The 22048-nt window shown below is 63.0% G+C and carries 19 protein-coding genes and 1 pseudogene; 16 read left to right on the top strand and 4 right to left on the bottom strand.

Annotated elements, in window-relative coordinates; genetic code table 11:
* Nucleotides 1-52 precede the first annotated feature (52 nt).
* Nucleotides 53-1624, bottom strand: coding sequence for an FUSC family protein (locus DYST_RS14670; RefSeq protein WP_239946401.1), 1572 nt, complete (start codon nt 1622-1624; stop codon nt 53-55).
* 75 nt (nt 1625-1699) lie between these two features.
* Nucleotides 1700-2395: a TetR/AcrR family transcriptional regulator gene (locus DYST_RS14665; RefSeq protein WP_239946400.1), complete on the bottom strand. Its 696-nt coding sequence runs from the start codon at nt 2393-2395 to the stop codon at nt 1700-1702.
* 127 nt (nt 2396-2522) lie between these two features.
* Here DYST_RS14665 and DYST_RS14660 point away from each other — a divergent pair, with 127 nt between their 5' ends.
* The 11 genes and pseudogenes from DYST_RS14660 (at nt 2523) to DYST_RS14615 (ending at nt 13557) form a co-directional block, all read left to right on the top strand.
* Nucleotides 2523-3527 (top strand): HlyD family efflux transporter periplasmic adaptor subunit, encoded by a 1005-nt coding sequence (locus DYST_RS14660; protein ID WP_239946399.1) that lies wholly within the window; start codon nt 2523-2525, stop codon nt 3525-3527.
* Nucleotides 3524-4258, top strand: a pseudogene (locus DYST_RS24355) (ABC transporter ATP-binding protein). Before DYST_RS14660 ends, DYST_RS24355 begins: the two are co-directional and overlap by 4 nt.
* Complete coding sequence (locus DYST_RS14650) at nt 4242-5300, top strand: ABC transporter ATP-binding protein (RefSeq protein WP_239946398.1); 1059 nt, start codon at nt 4242-4244, stop codon at nt 5298-5300. Before DYST_RS24355 ends, DYST_RS14650 begins: the two are co-directional and overlap by 17 nt.
* Nucleotides 5297-6427, top strand: coding sequence for an ABC transporter permease (locus tag DYST_RS14645; RefSeq protein WP_239946397.1), 1131 nt, complete (start codon nt 5297-5299; stop codon nt 6425-6427). The genes DYST_RS14650 and DYST_RS14645 overlap by 4 nt, the downstream gene beginning before the upstream one ends.
* Nucleotide 6428: 1 nt before the next feature.
* Nucleotides 6429-7544: an ABC transporter permease gene (locus DYST_RS14640; protein WP_239946396.1), complete on the top strand. Its 1116-nt coding sequence runs from the start codon at nt 6429-6431 to the stop codon at nt 7542-7544.
* Nucleotides 7545-7560: 16 nt separating this feature from the next.
* Nucleotides 7561-9084, top strand: a complete 1524-nt coding sequence (locus tag DYST_RS14635) for an efflux transporter outer membrane subunit (protein ID WP_239946395.1) — start codon at nt 7561-7563, stop codon at nt 9082-9084.
* Between the two features lie 443 nt (nt 9085-9527).
* Complete coding sequence (locus DYST_RS24350; protein ID WP_286670829.1) at nt 9528-9773, top strand: sigma factor; 246 nt, start codon at nt 9528-9530, stop codon at nt 9771-9773.
* Between the two features lie 70 nt (nt 9774-9843).
* Nucleotides 9844-10053: a sigma factor-like helix-turn-helix DNA-binding protein gene (locus DYST_RS24345; RefSeq protein WP_286670828.1), complete on the top strand. Its 210-nt coding sequence runs from the start codon at nt 9844-9846 to the stop codon at nt 10051-10053.
* A gap of 12 nt (nt 10054-10065) precedes the next feature.
* Nucleotides 10066-11022, top strand: coding sequence for a FecR domain-containing protein (locus tag DYST_RS14625; RefSeq protein WP_239946394.1), 957 nt, complete (start codon nt 10066-10068; stop codon nt 11020-11022).
* A gap of 71 nt (nt 11023-11093) precedes the next feature.
* On the top strand, nt 11094-12623 hold the full coding sequence (locus DYST_RS14620) for a TonB-dependent siderophore receptor (RefSeq protein WP_239946393.1): 1530 nt from the start codon (nt 11094-11096) through the stop codon (nt 12621-12623).
* A complete protein-coding gene (locus DYST_RS14615) occupies nt 12547-13557 on the top strand; it encodes a TonB-dependent siderophore receptor (RefSeq protein ID WP_239952125.1) in 1011 nt (336 codons plus the stop codon). The genes DYST_RS14620 and DYST_RS14615 overlap by 77 nt, the downstream gene beginning before the upstream one ends.
* A gap of 191 nt (nt 13558-13748) precedes the next feature.
* On the opposite strand, the gene DYST_RS14610 is transcribed toward DYST_RS14615, so the two are convergent.
* Nucleotides 13749-14654 (bottom strand): LysR family transcriptional regulator, encoded by a 906-nt coding sequence (locus DYST_RS14610; RefSeq protein ID WP_239946392.1) that lies wholly within the window; start codon nt 14652-14654, stop codon nt 13749-13751.
* 129 nt (nt 14655-14783) lie between these two features.
* Here DYST_RS14610 and DYST_RS14605 point away from each other — a divergent pair, with 129 nt between their 5' ends.
* The 5 genes from DYST_RS14605 (at nt 14784) to DYST_RS14585 (ending at nt 19473) form a co-directional block, all read left to right on the top strand.
* Nucleotides 14784-15656 carry an NmrA family NAD(P)-binding protein gene (locus DYST_RS14605; RefSeq protein ID WP_239946391.1) on the top strand — a complete coding sequence of 291 codons (873 nt, stop codon included), beginning with the start codon at nt 14784-14786 and terminating at the stop codon, nt 15654-15656.
* A 42-nt stretch (nt 15657-15698) separates the two neighbouring features.
* Nucleotides 15699-16067, top strand: coding sequence for a DoxX family protein (locus DYST_RS14600; protein WP_239946390.1), 369 nt, complete (start codon nt 15699-15701; stop codon nt 16065-16067).
* 545 nt (nt 16068-16612) lie between these two features.
* The gene (locus DYST_RS14595; RefSeq protein WP_239946389.1) at nt 16613-17623 is read left to right on the top strand and encodes a two-component system sensor histidine kinase NtrB; all 1011 of its coding nucleotides are present in this window, start codon (nt 16613-16615) and stop codon (nt 17621-17623) included.
* Nucleotides 17613-19013 carry a nitrogen regulation protein NR(I) gene (gene ntrC / locus DYST_RS14590; RefSeq protein WP_239946388.1) on the top strand — a complete coding sequence of 467 codons (1401 nt, stop codon included), beginning with the start codon at nt 17613-17615 and terminating at the stop codon, nt 19011-19013. The genes DYST_RS14595 and ntrC overlap by 11 nt, the downstream gene beginning before the upstream one ends.
* A gap of 10 nt (nt 19014-19023) precedes the next feature.
* The gene (locus tag DYST_RS14585) at nt 19024-19473 is read left to right on the top strand and encodes a GNAT family N-acetyltransferase (RefSeq protein WP_239946387.1); all 450 of its coding nucleotides are present in this window, start codon (nt 19024-19026) and stop codon (nt 19471-19473) included.
* A 25-nt stretch (nt 19474-19498) separates the two neighbouring features.
* Here the strand turns inward: DYST_RS14585 and DYST_RS14580 are convergent, their stop codons facing one another.
* A complete protein-coding gene (locus DYST_RS14580; protein WP_102302768.1) occupies nt 19499-21967 on the bottom strand; it encodes a sensor domain-containing protein in 2469 nt (822 codons plus the stop codon).
* Nucleotides 21968-22048 lie beyond the last annotated feature (81 nt).

The raw sequence follows: 22048 nt of genomic DNA, 5'->3' as shown, positions 1-22048 counted from the left end.
GCCTGTGGGATCAACAAGGAAATGTCAGTGCATTGCACTGCGTTGCGCCGCATCACGGTGGGCAGGCGTGGATCTCGCCGCGTTTTCCGGGGCGGGCGCGTGGTGTCGCAACGGCGTTTGTTGCAAGGCATGCAGTCCGGATGGAGGCGGGTTTGACCGCTGTGGAGGCCGGCGGGCTGGATGGGCCGGTCCCTTCCATTGGCTTGGGTGACTGGGCATCCGTGTCCAGCGCTTCCCGCAATCGTTGCAGCGCTGGCAGCAGGGCCTCCGGTTCGCGCAGCGATTTGCGTGCGGCGCCGACGGCCTGACGCACGCGCCCCGGTGTTTCTCCCCGCACGATCACATCGATGGCCGTTGCGCGACAGGCGAGCAGCGTATCGATCCAGTCGGCGGGTTGCATCGAACGGAAGCGCCGCGTCAGTCGCCGGCTCGTGCGGAACGGCGCCGCCATGTCACGGATCTGGTCCAGCGCATCGGCCACCCGAACCGGCGTTCGTTCTGGAATGGATGGGTCCATCGCCTCGCTCATGGCGGCCAGCGCGTCGGCCAGTCGGCGGCGCAGCACATCGCTCGAACGCACCGGCAACACGAACCATGCCGAAGCAAGTCCGATCACTGCGCCGATGACGATCTCCTCAAGCCGCTGCCACAACAACAAAGATGGCGGTTCGGGTTGCAGACTTTGCAGCAGGGCGAGGGCGAGCGTCACAAACAGCGCCCACCACGCATAGCCCAAGGGACGTAGCCAGACGCCAAAGAACAGCGCGGCAAGAATCCACAGGCCCGTCGCAGCAGGCTCGCCCGCCGCGTGAAAGCTCAGCGACATCGCCATGACCGTACCCGCCGCCGCACCCAGCACGCGCAGGCCACTCTTGTAGGCCACGTCGAGCCGTCCGCGATTGCCGATGTTGACGATCACGGTGGTCAACACGATCCACGCCCAACGTTCGGCAAAGCACAGGTAACCAACCACGAAGGACAACGCGAGGGCGACCGCCATCTGGATGGCCATCCGCGTGCTGGCGGAAGGGCGCATGGTGCTCGGTGGTGCAGGTGCGGTAGCGGTCGGCTTCGACACCACCGGTGGCAACAGGTGCAAGCGTCGGGCCAGCAGATGGAACACGGTCACCCACAGCAATGACAGCAGCGCCACCACCACGGGTACCAGTACAGAGGGAATCACGCTGCCTGCCGCCACGCGAACGTGCGGCACAGTGAGCAGGGCGATGAACGGCAAGGCGATCAGGCGTCCTGCGCGGCGTGTCATTGAGCCGAAGCGCCGCAACCAGATCGACAGGAACATGCCCGCGGTGAATACCGCTGCTCCCAACCATGGCGTTTGCCGCAGCAACACGCCCACGCCCATTGCCACGAAACCCACCAGCGGCAACGCCACCGCCGCTTCCAGCCGGCCGCGCAGATCGTGATCCATATGGCTGCGCGACAACGACAGGCATAGCACTACCGCCAGCACGGCAGGGCCACCGCCGGGTGCGATGAGTTGTGTACAACGCAGCGTGGCCAGCACGGCCAGCATCGTCACCACGGCTTCCAGCAAAGGGCGCGTCAACACCGACGCGCCCGATCGGGCCATGCGTATCCATGCGGGGAGTGCGTCGTCCATGTCGTCCGGAAGCAGTGGGAAGGGCTACTTCATTTTATAGCGCGATGGATGACGCCTATGCTCGCGCCCGGCCGCTCACCGCTTTACGCGCGCAGCCTTTGGCTTCGGCGAGGGTAGGTCTGTGCTTTTGCCGTAGTCGCGGCTGATCGCCTCCAGTCCCGCCATGGCAAACGTATGAAGGTGATTGACCAGCGCCGGTCCTGGCATCTGCAACACGTCGCCGAGCGGACCGGGCGCGCCACGTCCGGCCACCAATAACATGCCGCAAGGAGCGGCGATGCTGATCAGGCAGCGGATAAGTGCCGGATCCTCAGGAGGAATACCCGAGATATCGCTCAGGATCTGCTTGACCACCGCGATCTTGGGTAGCACTTCCGTCTGCAGCAGCACCTTGAGGTGGGACGACGGCGCCAGTAGCTCGCGTGCAAGCACCCGGATATTCCAGCCGCTTTCCTCTTTAGAGCGTTCGACCAGGCGCTCGAACACCTTCCGCAATTTGTCGCTGGCGGGCAGATCGCTGCCGGCCAGCGCGCGCAGGTCCACCAGGCTGATCAATTGCCGGTGGGCTTCGGCGAGCACAGCCTGATACAGGCCGTTCCGGTTGCCAAAGTGATAGTTGATCGACGCCAGGTCCACCTCCGCCCGGGCGGCGATGGCTTTGCTGGTGGCTTCGGCATAGCCCTCGGCCGCGAACAGCTCGCCGGCGGCTTCCAGTATGCGTTGGCGTGTGGCTTCACCATCCGTGCGGATGGCGCGTCGGGGCTTGCTCATGCGTGGATCTCTGCGGATGCCGGTTTACCGACCTTCCGATGATGCGGTATACATACTTTAAACTCAATTTAAAGTTACCATGCCCACCGGCTGGTTGGCTTTTCCATCCTCTGCGGGAAGTCGTCCCATGAAGAAGCCCCTTATCGCAGCGCTGGTCATCATGCTGCTCGTCCTCGTGGCAGCCCTGGTGTGGTGGCACGGCCGTGCCAACCGCGACCAAGATCATCTCGTGCTCGACGGCAACGTCGACATTCGCCAGATATCGCTTGCCTTCGACGGCAGCGGTCGCGTGCTGCAACTTCGCGCAGAGGAAGGCGACCAGGTGAAGGCCGGGCAGATACTTGGCCTTCTCGATACACGCACGCTGGCGCTGCAGGCGGCGCAGGCGCAGGCACAGATAGACGTCCAACAGCAGAATCTGTTGCGGCTCCAGCATGGCTCGCGTCCGCAAGAGCTGGCGCAGGCGAAGAGTCGCCTTGTCGCTGCGCAAGCCAGCGCTGCCAAGGCTGCGCAGGATCTAGCGCGCCTGCAGGACATCGCGGCCAAGACCCAGGGCCACGGCGTGAGCCCGCAGGACCTGGACAGCGCCAGGAGCAATGCGCAAGTCGCCAAGGCCCAGGCGGATGAGCAGCAGCAGGCCTTGCGACTGACCGAGCTTGGGCCGCGCGAAGAAGACATTGCCGGCGCAGAGGCGCAGCTGCAGGCATCGCAGGCACAACTGGCCGTGCTCACTCACGAGATCAATCAGGGCGAACTGATTGCGCCAGCGGATGCCGTGGTGCGTTCGCGCCTGCTGGAACCCGGCGACATGGTCACGCCACAGCGTCCCGTATTTGCGTTGGCGCTGACGCAGCCGAAGTGGGTCCGTGTCTATGTCAGCGAAACCCAGTTGGCCAAAGTGAAACCTGGCATGACGGCCACCGTCACCACGGATACCTATCCCGGCCAGCCGGTGGACGGACAGGTGGGCTATATCTCCTCCGTCGCCGAGTTCACGCCCAAAACCGTGCAGACCGAAGAGCTGCGCACCAGTCTGGTCTACGAGGTGCGTGTCGTCATGCAGGACAGCGGCAACCGGCTGCGGCTGGGTCAGCCCGCCACCGTGCGACTGAACGTCGGATCGTCGCGATGAGTGTCGGCGACGCCACCGTCGTCGCCAAAGGATTGCGCAAGGTCTTCGCGGGGCCGGGCGGCAAGCCGGTGCGCGCGCTCGATGGCGTGTCGCTCTCCATCCGTTCTGGCGAGTTGACGGCACTGGTCGGTCCGGATGGCGCCGGCAAGACCACGCTGCTGCGCATGCTGGTCGGCATCCTCGCGCCTGATGAGGGCGAACTGTAGGTGCTCGGCATGGACGCCACGCGTGACGCGCAGCGCATCCAGGATCGCATTAGCTACATGCCACAACGCTTCGGCTTGTACGAAGACCTGAGCGTAGAGGAGAACCTGAATCTCTACGCCGACCTGCATGGCGTGGACCCGCAACAACGCCGCCAGCGATTCGACCGCCTACTGGCGATGACGGACCTTGCGCGCTTCACCCATCGCCCCGCAGGCAAACTTTCCGGCGGCATGAAACAGAAGCTGGGCCTCGCCTGCACGCTGGTGCGCTCGCCCGACCTGCTGGTGCTGGACGAGCCGAGCGTGGGCGTCGATCCCTTGTCGCGCCGCGACCTGTGGAAAATCGTGCAGCAACTGGTCGATGATGAACAGTTGAGCGTGATCGTCAGCACTGCCTATATGGACGAGGCGGAACGCTGCGCGCAGGTATTCGTCATGCACCAAGGCAAGGTGCTCGCCGAAGGCACGCCGTCCGCCTTGCGCGCGCGCGCGCGGACTCACGGGTATCGTGGCACCACCGCCTGATACGCCCGCCCGCGACTTGCAGGCGAAGCTCATCGACGCGAGCGACCTGATCATCGATGCCGTACCAAGCGGCGGCAACGTGCGCTTCATCCGCCAGCCGGAGGCCAACCAGACCGCACTGAGCAAGCTGTTCGACGGCCATTTCCCTACGGATCGCCCGGAGGAACTGGAAGACGCCTTCATGATCTTGTTGCGTCAACATCATGCCGAAGACGTGCCGCCAGCCGCTGCCCCGGAAGTCCGCCCGGGACAGTGCACGAACGCATCGAACGACGACCAGCCCGTCATCGTGGTGCGCGATCTGGTGCGCAAGTTCGGCGACTTCACCGCCGTGGCCAGTACCTCGCTCGACGTCAGGCGTGGGGAGATCTTCGGCCTGCTGGGCCCCAACGGTGCAGGCAAGACCACGACGTTCCGCATGCTGTGTGGACTGTTGCCAGCGTCGGGCGGGCATCTCGAAGTCGCCGGTCTCGACCTGCGCACCGCGCGTGCGCAGGCGCGTGGCCGTGTGGGCTATGTGTCCCAGAAGTTCGCGTTGTACGGCAACCTCAGCGTGCAGGAGAACCTGCAGTTCTTCGGTGGCGCCTACGGTTTGAGAGGGCATGCACTGCGTGCGCGCATCCAGGCCGTGCAAGCCCAGTTCCAGCTCGATGCGGACGCGGTAAGCAGCGACATGCCGGGCGGCTACAAGCAGCGCCTCGCCATGGCGGCCGGCTTGCTGCACGAGCCCGACATTCTCTTTCTCGACGAACCCACCAGCGGCATCGATCCGCTGGCGCGCCGCTCGTTCTGGCGCACCATCACCGCCCTCGTCAAGGAAGGTGTCACCGTCGTCATCACCACCCATTTCATGGAAGAAGCGGAGTACTGCGACCGCATCGCCATCCAAGACGCCGGCCGCGTCCTCGCGCTGGGGACGCCGAAGCAGGTTCGCGAACAGGCGGACGCCGAACACGGCGCCGACATGAATAGCGCTTTCATAGCCATCGTGGAACAGGCGCGAGCGAAGGGGCACGAGGCCGGCGCGGAGAAAGTCGCATGAGCCAGTCAGGCTTCGCGCAACGCATGGTCGCGCTGATCCGCAAGGAGGTGCGACAGATGGTGCGCGACCGGAGCAATCTCGCCGTAGGCCTGCTGTTGCCCATCGCGCTGATCCTGCTGTTCGGCTACGGCTTGTCGCTGGATGTGGAACACGCGCCTATCGCGGTGGTCATGGACGACACGTCGCCGCCCGCACGCGATGTCTTCGCCGCCTTCCAGGGCACGCCCTACCTCGATCCGCGTTGGGCTGGCAGCATGCAGGACGCTGAGCGGCGCATGCTCGCCGGCGACCTCGATGCGATCGTGCGCGTGCCGCCGGATTTCTCGCGTCGCGTCGCCAGTGGCGATGCTCGGATCCAGTTGCTGCTCAACGGTGTTGATTCGACCACGGCAACGTCGGTCGAAGGCTATGTTGGCGGCGCCATCGCCACGCAGGGGCTCAAGATGGCCGATCGTACGGGTGGCGCACCTATGGGTGGTGGTGTGGTCGTGCAACAGCGCATGTGGTTCAACGAAGCCGGCATAAGCACGTGGTACCTCGTGCCCGGCCTGCTCGTGCTGATCATGACCCTCACCGGTGCGTTCCTCACCTCGCTGCTGATCGCACGCGAATGGGAACGCGGCACGCTGGAGTCGTTGTTCGTCACCCCCGTAAGGCCGCTGGAGCTGGTGCTTTCCAAGCTCGTTCCCTATGTAGCCATCGGTCTGATCGATCTCGCCATGTGCCTGGTCGCGGCGCGATGGATGTTCGAGGTGCCGATTCGCGGCTCGCTCATCGTGATCGTCGTGGCGTCATTCCTCTATCTGGTGGTGTCGCTGGCGATGGGTTTGTTCATCTCGGGCGTCACGCGCAATCAGTTCCAGGCAAGCCAGATGGCGCTGCTGACCAGTTTTATGCCCGCGATGATGCTCTCGGGCTTCGTCTTCGATCTGCGAAACATGCCCTCGGTGGTGCGCGGTATCAGCGAGGTTCTGCCCGCGACGCACTTCATGAATCTGATCAAGACGCTGTTTCTGGCCGGCAACAACGCTGCACTGGTGTTGCGCGAATGCGCGATCCTTGCGCTGTATGCCGTGGTGTTGATCTTCGCCGCGCGCCGTACGCTGCGCAAAACCCTGGATCGATGACATGGCCTCCTTCGTCGCCTTTCTCGCCCAGGTGATGGCGCTCTGCCGCAAGGAGTTGCTCGCCCTGCTCAAGGAGCCCTCCAGCCGGGCGATCTTGTTCGCGCCGGCCTTGATGCAATCACTGTTGTTTGGCTATGCCGCAACGTATGACCTCAATCACGTCTCTTATGCGGTACTGGATCAGAGCCGTGGCTCAGCCTCCACCGCCTTGCTGGCACGCCTGGACGGCACCGGTGTGTTCGAGCGCACGCGTACGTTGACCTCGTCTTACCAAATCGCCCAGGTCATCGACGACAACGACGCACTGATGGTGCTTAGCATTCCGTCGGATTTCGAAAACAAACTTGCTGCCGGACAACCGTCGCCACTTCAGGTCATCCTCGACGGTCGCAACTCCACCACGGCGGGTACGGCGGGCGCGTACATCAGTTCCATCGTGTCGTCCTACAACCAGTCAAACGGCTATGCGTCGGGCGGGATCACCGTCGAGCGGCGCGGCTGGTTTAATCCGAACCTGGAGGCGCGTTGGAATATCATGCCCGCACTCATCGCCGCGCTGAGCATGTTGCAGACGTTGCTGATTGCGGCGCTGTCGGTAGCGCGCGAAAGGGAGCAGGGCACCTTCGACCAGTTGCTGGTCACGCCACTGACGCCTATACAGATCCTGATCGGCAAGGCGATTCCCGCGATCATGGTGGGCCTGGTGCAGTCCACGCTTATCTTTCTGATCATCCGCTTCTGGTTCCAGATTCCATTGGTCGGCTCGGTATGGCTGCTCTACCTGGGGCTATTCACCTTTACCGGCGCGTCGGTAGGTATAGGGCTGTCCATCTCAGCGCTCTCGCTGACCATGCAGCAGGCCATGCTCTATACGTTCTTCCTGATCATGCCGCTGATGTTGCTATCGGGCCTTCTCACGCCGGTGCGCAACATGCCCGCCGTGCTTCAGGTCGTGACCTACGCCAATCCGTTGCGGTTCGGTATGAGCATCGTACGTCGCGTCTACCTGGAAGGTGCCGGGCTAAGCGACGTCGCGACAGATTTCATTCCCCTGCTGGTGATCGCGGCGCTCACGTTGCCCTTGGCGGCGTGGCTGTTCCGTCATCGCCTTTCCTGACGTCGAGGTTTTCGCCATGGGCTCTTTCGTTCACCCCATCGTCGGCAGGCACAGCGCAGGCCTGCTTGCATGCACGTTGTCGTTGGCCATGGCCGGCTGCGCGGTCGGCCCGGATTTCGTCGCGCCCAAGCCAGCGGCGCCCGCCGATTGGGCGAGCTGGCGAAGCGGCGATACCAGCCTGGTGACGCCCGTTGATGCCTCCTCGCCGTTGCAGGCCGACTGGTGGAAGGCATTCCACGATCCCGTACTGGATAGCCTGGAAGCGCGGGCGTTCGCTGCCAGCCCTGATCTTCAGAAGGCGGCGCTCCACTTCGCGCAATCGCGCGCGCAACGCAGTACGGTCGCCGCGCAGCAATGGCCTGCTGCGGACCTGAGCGCCAGCGAGAATCGACAGCGCATCAGCGAGTACAGCGCGAGCACCCGCATTGCCGAAGGCCTGGGCCCGGAGAAGAAAGAGCTGATCGATCTGCTCAGCCAGCCGTTCAACGTGTATCAGGCGGGCTTCGATGCCTCGTGGGAACTGGATCTCTGGGGCAGAGTGCGTCGCTCGGTGGAAGCCGCGGATGCTGACGTTGCGCAGCAAGCGGCTTTGCTGGACCAAGCCTGGCTCAGCGTGGCCAGCGACGTGGCCCGCAACTATTTCCAGCTACGCACGACACAACGGCAGATCCAGTTGACCCGCGACGACATCGACGCGATGGCACAACGCCTGCAGATCATCCAGGTTCGCGTGGACGCGGGCACCATCGATCATGTGGATCTGGCGCAACAGCGTGCGGAACTCTCCGCGCTTCAGGCTCAGTTGCCCGGTTTGTTGGTGCAAGCCGGTGCGTATGAGAACCAGATCGCATTACTCCTCGGCGAACACCCAGGCACTTTGCACGATACGTTGCAGCCAGTGGTGGAGGGCACGCGCCCGTTACCACCCGATCTCACGCCCGGCGTGCCTTCCGAGGTAGCCGCGCGTCGGCCGGACATCCGCGCGGCTGAGCAACGTCTTCGCAATGCTACGGCAGGCATCGGCATCGCCAAGGCAGATCTCTATCCGAACGTGAGCATCGGTGCGCAGTTCGGCTACGAGTCCTATCTCAGCGGCAAATTTGCCGACTGGGGAAGCCGCACCTGGTCCATCGGGCCCTCGCTCAGCTTGCCGCTGTTCGATCACGGTCGTAGACAGAGCGTGGTCCAGTTGCGCGAACTGCAGCAACAGGAAGCCGCTGTCGACTATCACCGCACGGTGCTTCAGGCATGGCAGGAGATCGACGACGCGCTCAACGGTTACGCATCTTATCGACAGGAGACGCAGAAGCTGGTCGAGCGTGCGCGCAGCACGGACGAGGCGTACAAACTCATCCAGGTTAAGTACGATGCCGGCACCGTGGACTTCCTCGCGGTGCTAGACAGTCATCGCAGCTACCTTCAGGCGCGTCGCGATCTCGCGGCGAGCCAGGGCCAGCTGGATATCCAGTTCGTCGCGGTCAACAAGGCCGTGGGCAATGTGCCGATGCAGTCGGCAGGTCTGGCCGATATGCATCCCTGAGTTAGTCAGGCCTAAGTAGAACAAAAAAAGCCGGAGCGCCTTGCGGGGCTCCGGCAAGTTACTGCTGGGAGTGTGTTACGGGGAACGTCAGAACTGCTGGTTGTGCTGGATGTAGAAGTAACGACCCTGTGCGTCGTTGAAAACCAGGGCGCCCATCCGGTTCGGACTGGGGCCGTAGGCCGAGTTCACGCTGTTGTAGTTGGGCTTGTTGCAGTGCTCGGTGTCGCTGAAGCACTCGTTGTGGATTTGGCCATGGCGATGAATGGCAAATTCTGCCCGTATCCCGAATAAACAGCGGGTTAGCTTGAGCTGGCGCGTGCCAGGCCGGGCAGCGCCTGAAGCCGCAAAGCCTTTACCTTCGCCACTTTACGAATAATAATGATTCGCATTTATTGACCTGCAGCCCCTCGGTGTGGCGGGTTCTGGCCACCACCAAGGTCGCAATGTCCATTTCTTCCACGCCAGCGTCGCGTGCCGTCGAAGCCTTGTATGCCGACCATCATGGTTGGCTGCGGGGCTGGCTCCGTCACCGGCTGGGCAACGAGTCGGATGCGGCCGATCTGGCGCAGGACACCTTTGTGCGCGTCATCCGGTCGCGGCAGGCGCCGGAGATCCGCCAGCCCCGGGATTTCCTCGCTACCGTCGCGAGGGGGGCTGGTTGCCGACTTTTTCCGCAGGCGCACCTTTGAGCAGGCCTACCTCGAGGCCCTCGCACAGCAGCCCGAACCGCTCGCGCCTTCACCCGAGGAGCGGGCCTCGGTGATCGATGCGCTCATGGAAATCGACGCCATGCTCGATGGCCTGGGCGCCAAGGTAAAGCGGACGTTCCTGTTGTCCCAGTGCGATGGCCTGACCTATGCGGCCATTGCCGAAACCGTCGGGATCTCGCTGCGCACAGTGAACAACCATATGGCCAAGGCGATGGAACATTGCTGCCGCCTTCGTCTGCGCCATGCCGCGCTAGGCTGAGCGTTCGTCATCATGTCCCTCCGCTCCGCTGAGCATGCCGTTGTCCTGGAAGCATCGCGCTGGTTCGCCCGGCTCCATGCGGAACAAGCGACGGAGGATGACCGCCAGGCATGGGCGCGCTGGTACTCGGCCGATCCCAGCCATCAACGTGCATGGCAGTTGGTGGAAGAGGTACGCGCACAGTTTGGCCGTCTACCCGGCACCGTGGCCGGACGCGCATTGGACGCTGCCGGCCGGGCGCGCCGCAGGGCTTTGGGCCAGCTCGTCGCTGTGCTGGGTGTCGGCTCCGTCGGCATGCTCGCGTGGCGCCAGCTGCCCTGGGAGGATTGGCTCGCCGAGTACCGTACCCGCGTCGGTCAGCGCAGAGATGTCGCGCTGCCCGATGGGTCAGCGCTATCGCTCAACACGGCGAGCGCTGTCGATGTTGAATTCTCATCCGCTCGGCGGCTGCTGAAGCTGCGCGCCGGCGAAGTGATGATACGTACGGGCGCTGATCCGGCGGCCGGTACGCACCGACCTTTCGTCGTCGCAACGCGACAGGGCGACGTGCTCGCGCTGGGTACCCAGTTCACCGTGCGAACCGAAGCGGACTACGCTGAAGTCTCGGTACTGGAGAAATCGGTCAAAGTGCAGCCGGCGACGGGTGCAGCGCCGCTCATCGTGCCGGCCGGTTACCACGTTCGCTTTACCGCGCACCGTGTCGAAGCGCTGCAACCCAATGACGTCTCCGTGGCCTCCTGGCAGTACGGCAGCATCATCGCGGTGGACATGCCGCTAGAGGTATTCATCGCGGAGTTATCGCGCTACCGCACCGGATACCTCGGCTGTCATCCATCCATTGCCGCGCTAAAAATCTCAGGCGCCTTCCCCATCGACGATACCAATCGCGCACTGGATGCACTTACCCATGCGTTTCCCGTGCGCGTGGTGCGCCGCACGCGGCTTTGGGTGACGTTGGAGCCGCGCTGACTGGAAAGTTGCACTTTTTGAGTGGCTCGTTCGGCCCTTACTGGAGAACCTATCCATGTCCGGGAAAATCCATGTCGTTCGATCACTCCAGCAAACTGGCGAAACGCACCCTAACTAAGCAACTGTGCGGCATCCTCTACGGCTGCCTTGCTGCCATACCCTTGCTTGATGCCGCCCATGCGCAGGACAACGCCTCGCTATTCACACCAACGGCGCGGCAAGTGGATATACCGGGCGGGCCGCTACCCCGTGTGCTCAGCCAGTTCGCCGGTAGGGAAGGCGTCACGCTGTCGTTCGATGCCGCTCAGCTGGCACCGGTTTCCTCGACCGGCCTGCATGGCGCATACACCGCGCAGCAGGGCTTCGACGAGCTGCTTGCTGGCAGTGGCTGGCAGGCCACCGCCGACGGCCACGGAATCTATTCACTGGTGCGCGTACCGCCATCCTCAAGCGCATCAACTCATGCCGCCGCGCCGGCAACGTCCGCGACGAAGGCCAGCACCACCCTGGCATTGACCACGTTGTCGACGATCCAAGTCACCGCCGAATCGCAGAACGCGACCACCGACGGCAGCGGCTCGTACACCACGCGCGCGCTGACGCTGGGCAAGGGCGAGTACAGCATGCGTGAGATTCCTCAGTCGGTCAGCGTGATCACGCGCCAGCGCATGGACGACCAGAACATCAACGACATCAAGGGTGCGATGATCCAGACCACTGGCGTCACCGTGCAGAGCAACGCCAATCCTTACCTCAACAACAGCTACTACGCCCGTGGCTATGCGCTGGGCGCAGAGCTGGATGGCATTCCCTCCAGTGGTTCGCTCAACGTCGGTGCGCCGCAGTTCGATCTGTCCATGTACGACCGCATCGAAATCATCCGCGGCTCGGCCGGCCTGCTGGAAGGTTCGGGCGAACCCGGGGGCCTGGTGAACTTCGCCCGCAAACGCCCCACTGCAGATACGCAGGTGTCGGGCGGCCTGAGCGTGGGTTCGTGGAACCAGTTTCACGGCGACCTGGATGTATCCGGCTCGCTCAACCAAAACAAAACGCTGCAGGGCCGCATGGTGATCGCCGATACGGATAGCGACCAGTTCTACGACCACTCACATCATGAATCGCAGATGCTGTACGGCATCCTGGAATACCACCTGGGCGCAAGTACGCTGCTGTCGCTGTCGGGCACGGTGCAGCACGACGAGACGCACGGCATCCTCTCGGCCATCCCTGCCTATAGCACCGGGGCGCTGTTGAACCTGTCGCCCTCGACCAACCCGTTTCCCGATTGGACGCGCAGCAACCAGAACACCCGAGAGGCCTTTGCCGAGCTCGATCACTTCTTCGATGGTGGTTGGCGCATGCGCGTGAGCGCGCGTTATCGCTCCAGCGACGCAGACGCGCGCTACATCGGCTTGCCAAGCACGATCGATCCGGTGACCAACGACGTGAGTTACTTCCCCGCTGAGGGACAACACACGCTTCAATTGGCTCTCCACCGATGTCAATGCAAGCGGGCCGTTCGATCTGTTCGGTCGCACGCATCAGCTGCTGGTCGGCATGAACTACGACGAAGTGAAGACGCAGGACCAGTACTCCAATGAGGCCTGGGGTAGCACTGACATCTTCCAGCTGGTGCAGTTGCCGCAACCGTCGATTCCGCTGGCGGGCAACTACCAGACGCGTACCGAGCAATACGGGATCTACGGCCAGGCGCGTTTCAGCATCACGGACCCGCTCACCTTCGTGCTGGGTGGCCGCGTGAGCAACTACCACACATTCAGCGGCAATGCCGACGTCGGCACCACGCCGAACATGCCGCGCGACCCGGGCGGTGTGGATCACAAGTTCACCCCCTATGCGGGACTGATCTACAACTTGAATAGCCAGATCTCGTTGTACGGAAGTTACTCGCAGATCTTCGTGCCGCAGTCCCAACTGACGGCGAGCGGCTCACCGTTGCCGCCGCGCACCGGTGACCAGTACGAGATCGGTGCAAAGGGTGAGTTCTACGACGGCAAGCTCAACGCATCGATGGCGTTGTTCAACCTCAAGGACCGTAACCGCGCCTACTACTCCAGCGACATCTTCTTCTACAGCGCGGCCGGCGAGGTTCGCATGAACGGTGCCGAGGCTGAGATTGGCGGTTCACCGCTACCCGGTTGGGACTTGAGTGCGGGATACACCTATCTGGACCCGCACTACCGCACCGAGCAGGACGAAGCGAACCTCTCTGCCATCACGCCGCGACACAACGCCAAAATCTGGAGCAACTATCACTTCCAGAACGAAACGCTGCGCGGGTTCAATATCGGTGCGGGACTGTTGGCGTCGAGCGGTTGGACCAGCGGCAACGTGCGCGCGCCGGGCTATACGACCGCATCGTTGCAAGTGGGGTATCGCATCGACCCGTACTGGAATGTCACTGCGACGATCGACAACGCGTTGGATCGCCATTACTACCAAAGCTTCTACGCCGCAGGCGGTTTCTACGGCGCGCCGCGGAGCTTCATGCTGACGATCCGCGCAAAGTACTGACCGACCGCCGATGGGCAGAGCTCCATAGTCCGTACGTTTTAGGGACCTAAAGTCTGTGTCTTTGGCGGCCCCAGGACACAGACTTTGTGTGCCGTTTAGACCCAACGTCTGTCGCCGCCGACTTTCATGCCGGTGCGGATCAGCAAAGTTGGTTTAGACGTTCCATGCGTCGCAGGTTGATAACGGCCAGATCAGGACACGGGATTCGGCAGGTAATCGCCCGGCTTGAACGCTCTTCGCATTCGCTGGGTGGCGAAATCGACAAAGGCGCGAAGTTTTGGCAGTGACTGACTTCGGCTTGGATAGTAGAGGGAAAGTCCCGGAACCTCTTCACAATAAGGTTCGAGCACGGTCTGCAGATCTCCACTTTCAAGATGCGACATCACCAGCGAATACGGCAATTGGAAGAGCCCGACACCCCTCAGCGCTGAGTGAATGCAGGCCTCGATGTCGTTGATCACGAGCGGCCCCTCGACACCCACCGTGGTGTGCTGACCATCGACGACAAATTGCCAATGATCGAGCGCTCGCACGGACTGACGGAGCAGAATGCAACGGAAATTCTGCAGATCACGCGGAGACGTCGGCCGGCCATGCTTCCGAAACAAGCCCGGGGAGCCGACGACGACGAAGCGCTCGGGTGGCGTTAGCCACACCGCGACCATGTCGATCTGGACGAAATTTCCGAGACGTATCCCCGCATCGAAACCTTCTTCGACGATGTCGATCGGTCGATCTTCGCCCACCAGTTCAAGTTCAACGTTCGGGTGAGCATCAAGAAAGTCAGGCAGCAAGCGATTCACCAGCAGGGGCAAGATCGGCCTGGGCGCATTGATGCGCAGTCGACCGGTAATCTCGCCACCCAAGCCACTCGCGGCATCCAACCCTGCTGTGAGCATGTCGATCGCCGGGCGCGCGTGGGCAAGCAGGCGTTCGCCCGCTTCGGTCAGCCTGACGCTTCGTGTCGTACGGGAGAAGAGGGGCGCTCCAACCCGTTCCTCCAGGCTGCGTATCGCCTGACTGACCGCGGACGGCGTAATGCCGAGGTGCCGCGCCGCAGCGCGGAAGCCTTGGCACTCCGCTACGGTCAAAAACATGACAAGCCCATCCAGATGGGTTCGAGCGATTGTTAAGTTCATCTACACAGCCCGTTCCGAATGTACCTCGTAGTCGAATAGTAGCGCGCGGGATACCGTGGGCCATCGAACTGATGAAGGACAACGCTCATGTTTTTAGTCATGGGAATTACGGGAAAAGTGGGCGGCGCCACTGCGAAACACCTGTTGGCGCAAGGCAAAGAAGTACGTGCGCTCGTGCGGAGTCGTAAAAAAGCAGCGAAGTGGGCCGACCAAGGTGTGCAGGTGGTAGAGGGCGACTGGAATGATTCGGCCGCCATGGAGATGGCGCTCAGAGATATCGAAGGCGCGTTTGTGATGTTGCCCGCGGTATGGGCCCCTTCACCTGATTACAAAGAAGCGAGGGCTGTCATTGCAAACTACGTCGGGGCGCTTGCGCAGGCTGCACCGCCGCGGGTGGTCGCACTCTCATCCATGGGTGCGAACAGAACCAGCGGGTTGGGAATGATCACGGCCCTGTCGCTTCTGGAACAAGGATTTCGCGACCTGACATTACCCATTGCCTATGTGCGCGCCGGCGGATTCTTCGAAAATTTCCTCTACGGTTTGCATGTGGCCCAAGGTGGCACGTTACCCGTCTACTACAACCCGACCGATCGAAAATCGGCGATGGTCGCGACCCATGATGCCGGTGCCAAGATCGCTGCGCTTCTGACCGGGCCGACATGGTTGGGGCATCGGATCATCGAGCTCGGTTCGATGGTCAGCGCGGATGAAGTAGCGACACAGTTGGGTGACGTCTTGAAGGCCGACGTCAAAGCTTTTGCTATCCCGCGAGCCGGGTGGCCGGCAGCGTTCGAGCAGCTTGGCATTCCGAAGGGTCAGACAGGGCCGGCCGAAACCATGTTTGATGCCATCAACGCGGGCTGGATGGATCTCGGAGTCGAGGGTACGGAGCACGTTGCGGGCGTGACGTCGGCTCGCGATGTCTTCATGGCGGCTCAGAAGGCTGCTACAGCGTAGTTCCGCGGATCGTCAGCAGACTCATCATCCAAGGCCAGACCCATGTCCAAAATCTCCTGGCGGCAAGTCTTACCTTTCGCGCTTGCCGCTTTCTTCGTCGTGGGTTCACTCAGCAACATCTTCGCCCCGGGATCCATCTACGAGGAATACCTGAAATGGGGCTACCCGCGCTGGTTCCACTTCGTGACCGGATCGCTGGAACTCGCTGCTGCGATCTTGCTTTTGCGAGCGCCAAGTCGCCTGTTAGGCTCGGTGCTCGGCTGCAGTGTCATGTTTGCCGCTCTAGCGACTGTCATCATCCACAGCGAATACGGGCATGCTGTGCCGCCACTTGTCGTGGCGACATTGTCACTTGTGGTTGGCTGGACAAGCCTGCGCAAGCAGATGATGTCGATGGGCCACCCTGCATAGACCGTGGCGGACAAGTAGATATACGCCCGGCTTCGCGGAATCGATATCGGGCGAAACCATGCTTTCGTTGACCGCATGAACGCGTGCGCATCGCCGAGCGCAGTGTCTTCGATGTGCAAAGCCGAGTTCGCGATGCAGCAACGTCTCAGCCGGCAAGCCCTAGCTGCGCGAGAACTAGGGTCCGACCAAGTTACACTTTATTAATATACTAAAGAGTATAGTTATTCCATGTCGTGAGACATCAGTCCCATCGCTTAGCCGGGCCTCCCCTCCCTGCTTAAGCAGCGTAAGAGATGGATGACCAAAGGCCCGCAGGCTCCCCCTTGCGGGCCTTTTTCTGCCAGTGTCCCAACGCAGCGGGCTGGAATGTGGATTTCAACATGTGCCGGTCTGCGACGGCTGAAGGGACAAAACCGAACCCTACTGACATGATTTAAGTGCTCTGACAGGAATTTGGTACTACTGACAGCCATTGGGTTCCCGACACCTCGTGCCCCTAAAAAAACACCATTGCACCATGTCGGCGCAGTGTCCATGATGGTGCAATGAACGATACGGCGCGGACATGGGCGGAGCCGTTGGCGACCGGAGTGGCGCTGGCGGATACGCGGCTGCGCCTGTTGTGGGTGAATCCCGCGCTGGCGGAGCTGTTGGATATCGGGCCGCGCACTGCGGTGGGCCAGTCGCTGGCGGTGTTGCTGCATCGTCCCGAATGGATGGCGTTGGCGGAGCGCGCCTTGCAGGAGCCGTCGCCACACCAGTTGCGCGGTATCGATGTGCCGTCACTACGTGGCTCGACATCGCGGGTGGACGTGTCGATGCAGCGGCTGGCCAGCGGTGAATTACTGCTGGAAGTCCACGCGTTGGCGCCACCAGCGGTATCGGATACGCCGCTCTCGGCCACCTTGCGCGGCTTTGCGCACGAAGTGAAGAACCCGCTCGCCGGCCTCCGCGGCGCGGCGCAGTTGCTGCAACGGCGCGTCGATGACGAACAACTGCGCAACCTTGCAGGGCTGGTGATCGCCGAGGCGGATCGTTTGGCAGCGCTCGCCAATCGCCTGTTGCGCCACGATGGCGCAGCTCGGCTCGGGCCAGTGAATATCCACGAACAACTCGAACGCCTGGGCGAGTTGCTGCAGGCCGAGCCGGTGCCGCCAATGTTGCGCCACGACTACGACCCGAGCCTGCCGGACATCTACGGCGATGCGGACCGACTGCTGCAATTGCTGCTCAACCTGGCGCGCAATGCCATCGAAGCCGGCGCACGCACGCTGACGTTCCGTACGCGGGCAGAAGCCGCTGTGCGCTTGGGCGAGCGCGTGATGCGCATGGCGCTGCGCGTGGATGTCATCGACGACGGCCCGGGCGTGCCTGAGCAACTACGCGACACCTTGTTCGAACCTCTGGTCTCCGGTCGTGCCGACGGGAGCGGGCTGGGGTTGGCCCTGGCGCGCGAGATTGCGCGCGAGCATGGTGGCGAGTTGCGCCATCTCGGTCGTCCCGGCGAAACCACGTTCTCCCTCTATTTGCCGATGGGGCGCACCCATGACGACTGAGTCTGGTTCCGAGATCTGGATCGCCGACGACGATCGCGGCGTCCGCTTCGTGCTGGCCGAGGCGCTGCGCGATGCGGGCCTGTCAGTGCGCGAATTTGGCGACGCCGAAGAAGTACGCGCAGCCTTGCGCGCATCATCCCCCGCGTTGCTGCTGACCGACGTGCGCATGCCTGGCGAAGGCGGGCTCGCGCTGGTCGCCGCGTTCAAGGCGCAGGGCGTGGGGCCGGTGATCGTCATGAGCGCCTTCACCGACGTCGCTACCACGGCGGCAGCGTATCGCGCGGGTGCGGTGGACTATCTCGCTAAGCCGTTCGATCTCGACCAGGCTGTGGCCGCCGTGCAACGCGCGCTGGCGGACGTTCCTTCTGCTGCAGCCGCGCCAGTGGAACCGCCCGCACCAACACATGCATTGCTTGGCGAAAGCCCGGCGATGCGCGAAGTATTCCGCCTCATCGGGCGCGTGGCCGCGAGCGACCTCAACGTGCTCGTGACGGGCGAAACCGGCACCGGCAAAGAGCTGGTGGCTCGCGCACTGCACGAGGAGAGTGCGCGTCGAGACAAACCCTTTGTCGCGCTCAATACCGCAGCGATTCCCAGTGAATTGTTGGAAAGCGAATTGTTCGGCCACGAAGCCGGCGCGTTCACCGGTGCCACGCGTCGTCACGCCGGGCGCTTCGAGCAGGCCGAAGGTGGCACGCTGTTCCTCGACGAAATCGGCGACATGCCGCTGGCGCTGCAGACGCGTCTGCTACGCGTGTTGGCCGGCGGCGAGTTTTATCGCGTGGGCGGCCGCGAACTGATCCGTGGCAACGTACGCATCATCGCGGCCACTCACCAGGATCTGGATGCGCGCGTGGCGGCGGGTCAGTTCCGCGCCGACCTGAAACACCGCCTCGATGTGGTGCGCATTGAGCTCCCGTCGCTGCGCGTGCGACGCAGCGACATTCCATTGCTCGCGCAGCATTTCCTCGCCAGCGCCGCGCAGGAGTTGCGCCTGCCACCGAAACGCTTCTCCAAGGCCGCGCTGAAAGCGATCGGGCAGCGAGACTTTCCCGGTAACGTCCGTGAGCTCGAAAACCTGTGCCGCCGCCTCGCCGTGATCGCCCCAGGGAACGAGATCCTCGCCTCCGATCTCGGTGCGAACAACGCGGGTAGCACGGCCGGCGGGTGGACCGACGCGTTGCGCGAGTGGGTGTCCCAGGCGCTGGCGGATGGCGAGGTGGATATCCACACGCGCGCTCGTGAAGCGCTGGACCAGACGCTGCTGCAGGTGGCGCTGGAAGCCAACGAAGGCCATCGGCAGCATGCCGCTGCCGCGTTGGGAGTGGGCCGCAATACGCTTACCCGGAAACTGGGCTCGTCGCGTGTGCGTCGGCCATCCAAGTCATGAGAGATACTCCATGAGCATCGCCATTCGTACCGCCACGCGTGACGATATTGCGCACATCGCGCAATGGAATCTCGCCATGGCGTGGGAAACCGAACACAAGTCGCTCGACTCCGCGGTACTTGAGCGCGGTGTCACGGCCGTGTTCGACGAACCGCGCCGCGGGTTCTACCTGGTGGCGCAGCGTGGCAACGAACCCGTGGGTTGCCTGCTGGTGACGTACGAGTGGAGCGACTGGCGCGCCGGTGACTTCTGGTGGATTCAGAGCGTGTACGTGGCGGAGTCCGCGCGCCGCGAAGGCGTGTTCCGCCAGCTTTACGAAGAGGCCAAGCAACGCGCCGCGCTAGCCGGTGCAGTGGGCCTGCGCCTGTACGTGGAGACGGAGAACGAACGCGCGCAGCGCACCTACGCCGGGCTCGGCATGGAGCGGTGCCACTACTTCATGTACGAAGCGGAGTTCTGACCGGCCATGGCGCGATCGATGTGCCTCACGCCACCAACAGGTGCTGGCTGAACTCTTCCGGCGGAATGGCTGTGCCGAACAGGAAGCCCTGCAACAGGGAACATCCGGCGCGCCGCAGGTGCTCGGCCTGCGCGGTGGTTTCCACGCCTTCGGCCACCACATTCATGTCCAGCCCGCGCGCCATGGTGATGATGGCGTCGGTAATGGCGGCGTTGTCCGCATCGCTAGCGATGTCGCGCACGAAGGTGCGGTCGATCTTCAGCGCATCGATGGGGAAATACTTGAGGTACGAAAGGCTGCAATAACCCGTGCCGAAGTCGTCCAGTGCCAGACTCACGCCCAGATCCTTGATGCCTTGCATAAGGGCGCGGCTCTGATCACCGGCCGACATCACCATGCGCTCGGTCAGTTCCAGCTCGATCAGTGACGGTGGCAGTTGCGCGTCATCCAGCGCCTGCTTGAGCGTGGCATGGAAACCTGGATGCTGGAACTGCGGCGCGGCGACATTCACCGCCACCACGATGGGCTTGCCCGCGCGATACCACTCTCCCGCCTGGCGGCAGGCCTCGCGTATCACCCATTCGCCGAGGGGTACGATCAGCCCGCATTCTTCCGCCACCGGAATGAACTGGTCGGGCAAGTACACGTCCTGGCCATCGACCTGCCAGCGCAGCAAGGCTTCGGCGCCGACGATAGCGTCGGTGCGTGCATCCACCTTGGGTTGGTAGTGCAGCCTCAATTCACCGCGTTTGAGCGCGCGGCGAAGGTCTTGCTCTATGCGTAGACGCGCGGCGGGCAGTTCGCTCATCTGCGGGGTGAAGAAGCGGTAATCGTCCCGCCCCTTCATCTTTACTTCGTACATGGCGACGTCGGCGTTGCGCAGCATGGCCTCGGCGTCGACCGCATCGTCAGGATAGACGCTGATACCCACGCTGAAGGTGATGTTGAACTCGCCCATCTTGCTGGCGGGCGATTGTTGCCACAGGCGCATCAGCTTTTCGCACAGCTGGCTGGCGCCTGAGCGTCCATCTACATGGGACAACAGCACCACAAACTCGTCGCCGCCAATGCGGCTGACGGTGTCTTCGTTGCGTAGGTGGTGGCGCAGATGCGCCGCGAACCCGCGCAGCAGTTCGTCGCCCGCAGCGTGACCGAGCGCGTCGTTGATCTGTTTGAAATGATCGATGTCGATATGCAGCAGTGCGGCTTCGTCGTGGCGGCGCACGGCCGCTGCCAGTACCTGCTCCAGGCGCGACTGCAGCAGGCTGCGATTGGGCAGGCCGGTGAGCGTGTCGTGCTGGGCCAAGTGCGCCATTTTCAGCGCCAGGGCGCGCGTCTCGCTCACGTCGTGGAATACCAGCACGCCGCCGATGACGCTGCCGGCGTGATCGTGGATGGAGGCCGCCGAATCTTCGATGGGTGTTTCGAAGCCGTTGCGGTGGAGCAGCACCGCGTTGCCCTTCAGTTCGACGATGGCATCGCGCGAAATCGCATCCAGCAACGGACTGTGCAGGGGTTCGCGGGTGCGGCTGTCGATCAGGCGGAACACTTCGCTCATCGGGCGACCCACCGCCTCGGCCTGACTCCAGCCCGTCATCGCCTCGGCGATGGGGTTGAGCGACGTCACTTGGTGCCGCAGGTCGGTGGTGATGACGGCGTCGCCGATGGAGCGCAGCGTTACCTCGGCCAGTTCGCGCTCGCGGAACAACGCTTCCTCATAGGACTTGCGTTGGCTGATATCGAGGATCTGCGCAACGGCGTGATAGGGCTCGCCATTATTTGCCGAGCGCACCAGCGATACGCTGAGCAGCACGTACACGACGTGGCCGTCGCGATGGATGTAGCGCTTCTCTAGCTGATAGGTTTCGCGCCGGCCTTCGCGCAGCGCGCGCGACAGTTCGCGCGAAGCGGGCAGGTCGTCGACGTGAGTCAGGTCGGGCAGGGCACGCGTAAGCAGCTCCTGCTCGCTATAGCCGAGCATGTCGCACAGCGCGGCGTTGACCCGCAGCATGTGGCCTTCGGTGGTGACCAGGGCCATGCCGATGGGGGCATGCTGAAAAGCGCCGAAGAAGCGTTGCTCGCTTTCACGCAGCTGCAGTTCCAGCGCATGCCTTGCGGTGATGTCGATGAACACCGTGAAGACGCCGCGTACGTGGCCGTCTTCGTCCAGATCGGGCTGGAAATTGCCATGCACATAGCAGCGTGCCGAACCGGCGAGCAGCTCGCCCTCGTACACCGCAGGCTCCCCGGCGAGTGCCTGCTCCAGGCAGTTGCCGGCGCGCTGCAGGTTCGAGTCGCCGAGTACCTCGTCGACGGTTCGTCCGATCATCCACGCCGGGTCGATGTCGAGCCAGGCGCGGTGAGTGGTGTTGGCGAAGCGGAAGCGCCGGTGTTGATCGATGTAGGTGATCAGAGCAGGCGCGCCCTCCAGTACATGGGCGGGCCAGTGGGCCTCGCCTCCCGCAGGGACGAACTCGTGATCGGTTTGACGCATCTGGGTTACGGCCCGCTGGCGCACCCCCGCGCCTCATCGTCGCATCATGCGCTAAGTGAGGCCGGCCGTGCAGTGGTTCCG

The sequence above is a fragment of the Dyella terrae genome (assembly GCF_022394535.1).
Lineage (GTDB): Bacteria > Pseudomonadota > Gammaproteobacteria > Xanthomonadales > Rhodanobacteraceae > Dyella.
This window is presented reverse-complemented; position numbering and strand designations above follow the sequence as displayed.

What these genes read in the sequence shown, in the direction of transcription:
- DYST_RS14670 (WP_239946401.1), bottom strand. Translation starts at nt 1,624, where the DNA reads ATGGACGACGCACTCCCCGCATGGATACGCATGGCCCGATCGGGCGCG.
- DYST_RS14665 (WP_239946400.1), bottom strand. Translation starts at nt 2,395, where the DNA reads ATGAGCAAGCCCCGACGCGCCATCCGCACGGATGGTGAAGCCACACGC.
- DYST_RS14660 (WP_239946399.1), top strand. Translation starts at nt 2,523, where the DNA reads ATGAAGAAGCCCCTTATCGCAGCGCTGGTCATCATGCTGCTCGTCCTC.
- DYST_RS14645 (WP_239946397.1), top strand. Translation starts at nt 5,297, where the DNA reads ATGAGCCAGTCAGGCTTCGCGCAACGCATGGTCGCGCTGATCCGCAAG.
- DYST_RS14640 (WP_239946396.1), top strand. Translation starts at nt 6,429, where the DNA reads ATGGCCTCCTTCGTCGCCTTTCTCGCCCAGGTGATGGCGCTCTGCCGC.
- DYST_RS14635 (WP_239946395.1), top strand. Translation starts at nt 7,561, where the DNA reads ATGGGCTCTTTCGTTCACCCCATCGTCGGCAGGCACAGCGCAGGCCTG.
- DYST_RS24350 (WP_286670829.1), top strand. Translation starts at nt 9,528, where the DNA reads ATGTCCATTTCTTCCACGCCAGCGTCGCGTGCCGTCGAAGCCTTGTAT.
- DYST_RS14625 (WP_239946394.1), top strand. Translation starts at nt 10,066, where the DNA reads ATGTCCCTCCGCTCCGCTGAGCATGCCGTTGTCCTGGAAGCATCGCGC.
- DYST_RS14620 (WP_239946393.1), top strand. Translation starts at nt 11,094, where the DNA reads ATGTCGTTCGATCACTCCAGCAAACTGGCGAAACGCACCCTAACTAAG.
- DYST_RS14610 (WP_239946392.1), bottom strand. Translation starts at nt 14,654, where the DNA reads ATGTTTTTGACCGTAGCGGAGTGCCAAGGCTTCCGCGCTGCGGCGCGG.
- DYST_RS14605 (WP_239946391.1), top strand. Translation starts at nt 14,784, where the DNA reads ATGTTTTTAGTCATGGGAATTACGGGAAAAGTGGGCGGCGCCACTGCG.
- DYST_RS14600 (WP_239946390.1), top strand. Translation starts at nt 15,699, where the DNA reads ATGTCCAAAATCTCCTGGCGGCAAGTCTTACCTTTCGCGCTTGCCGCT.
- DYST_RS14595 (WP_239946389.1), top strand. Translation starts at nt 16,613, where the DNA reads ATGAACGATACGGCGCGGACATGGGCGGAGCCGTTGGCGACCGGAGTG.
- ntrC (WP_239946388.1), top strand. Translation starts at nt 17,613, where the DNA reads ATGACGACTGAGTCTGGTTCCGAGATCTGGATCGCCGACGACGATCGC.
- DYST_RS14585 (WP_239946387.1), top strand. Translation starts at nt 19,024, where the DNA reads ATGAGCATCGCCATTCGTACCGCCACGCGTGACGATATTGCGCACATC.
- DYST_RS14580 (WP_102302768.1), bottom strand. Translation starts at nt 21,967, where the DNA reads ATGCGTCAAACCGATCACGAGTTCGTCCCTGCGGGAGGCGAGGCCCAC.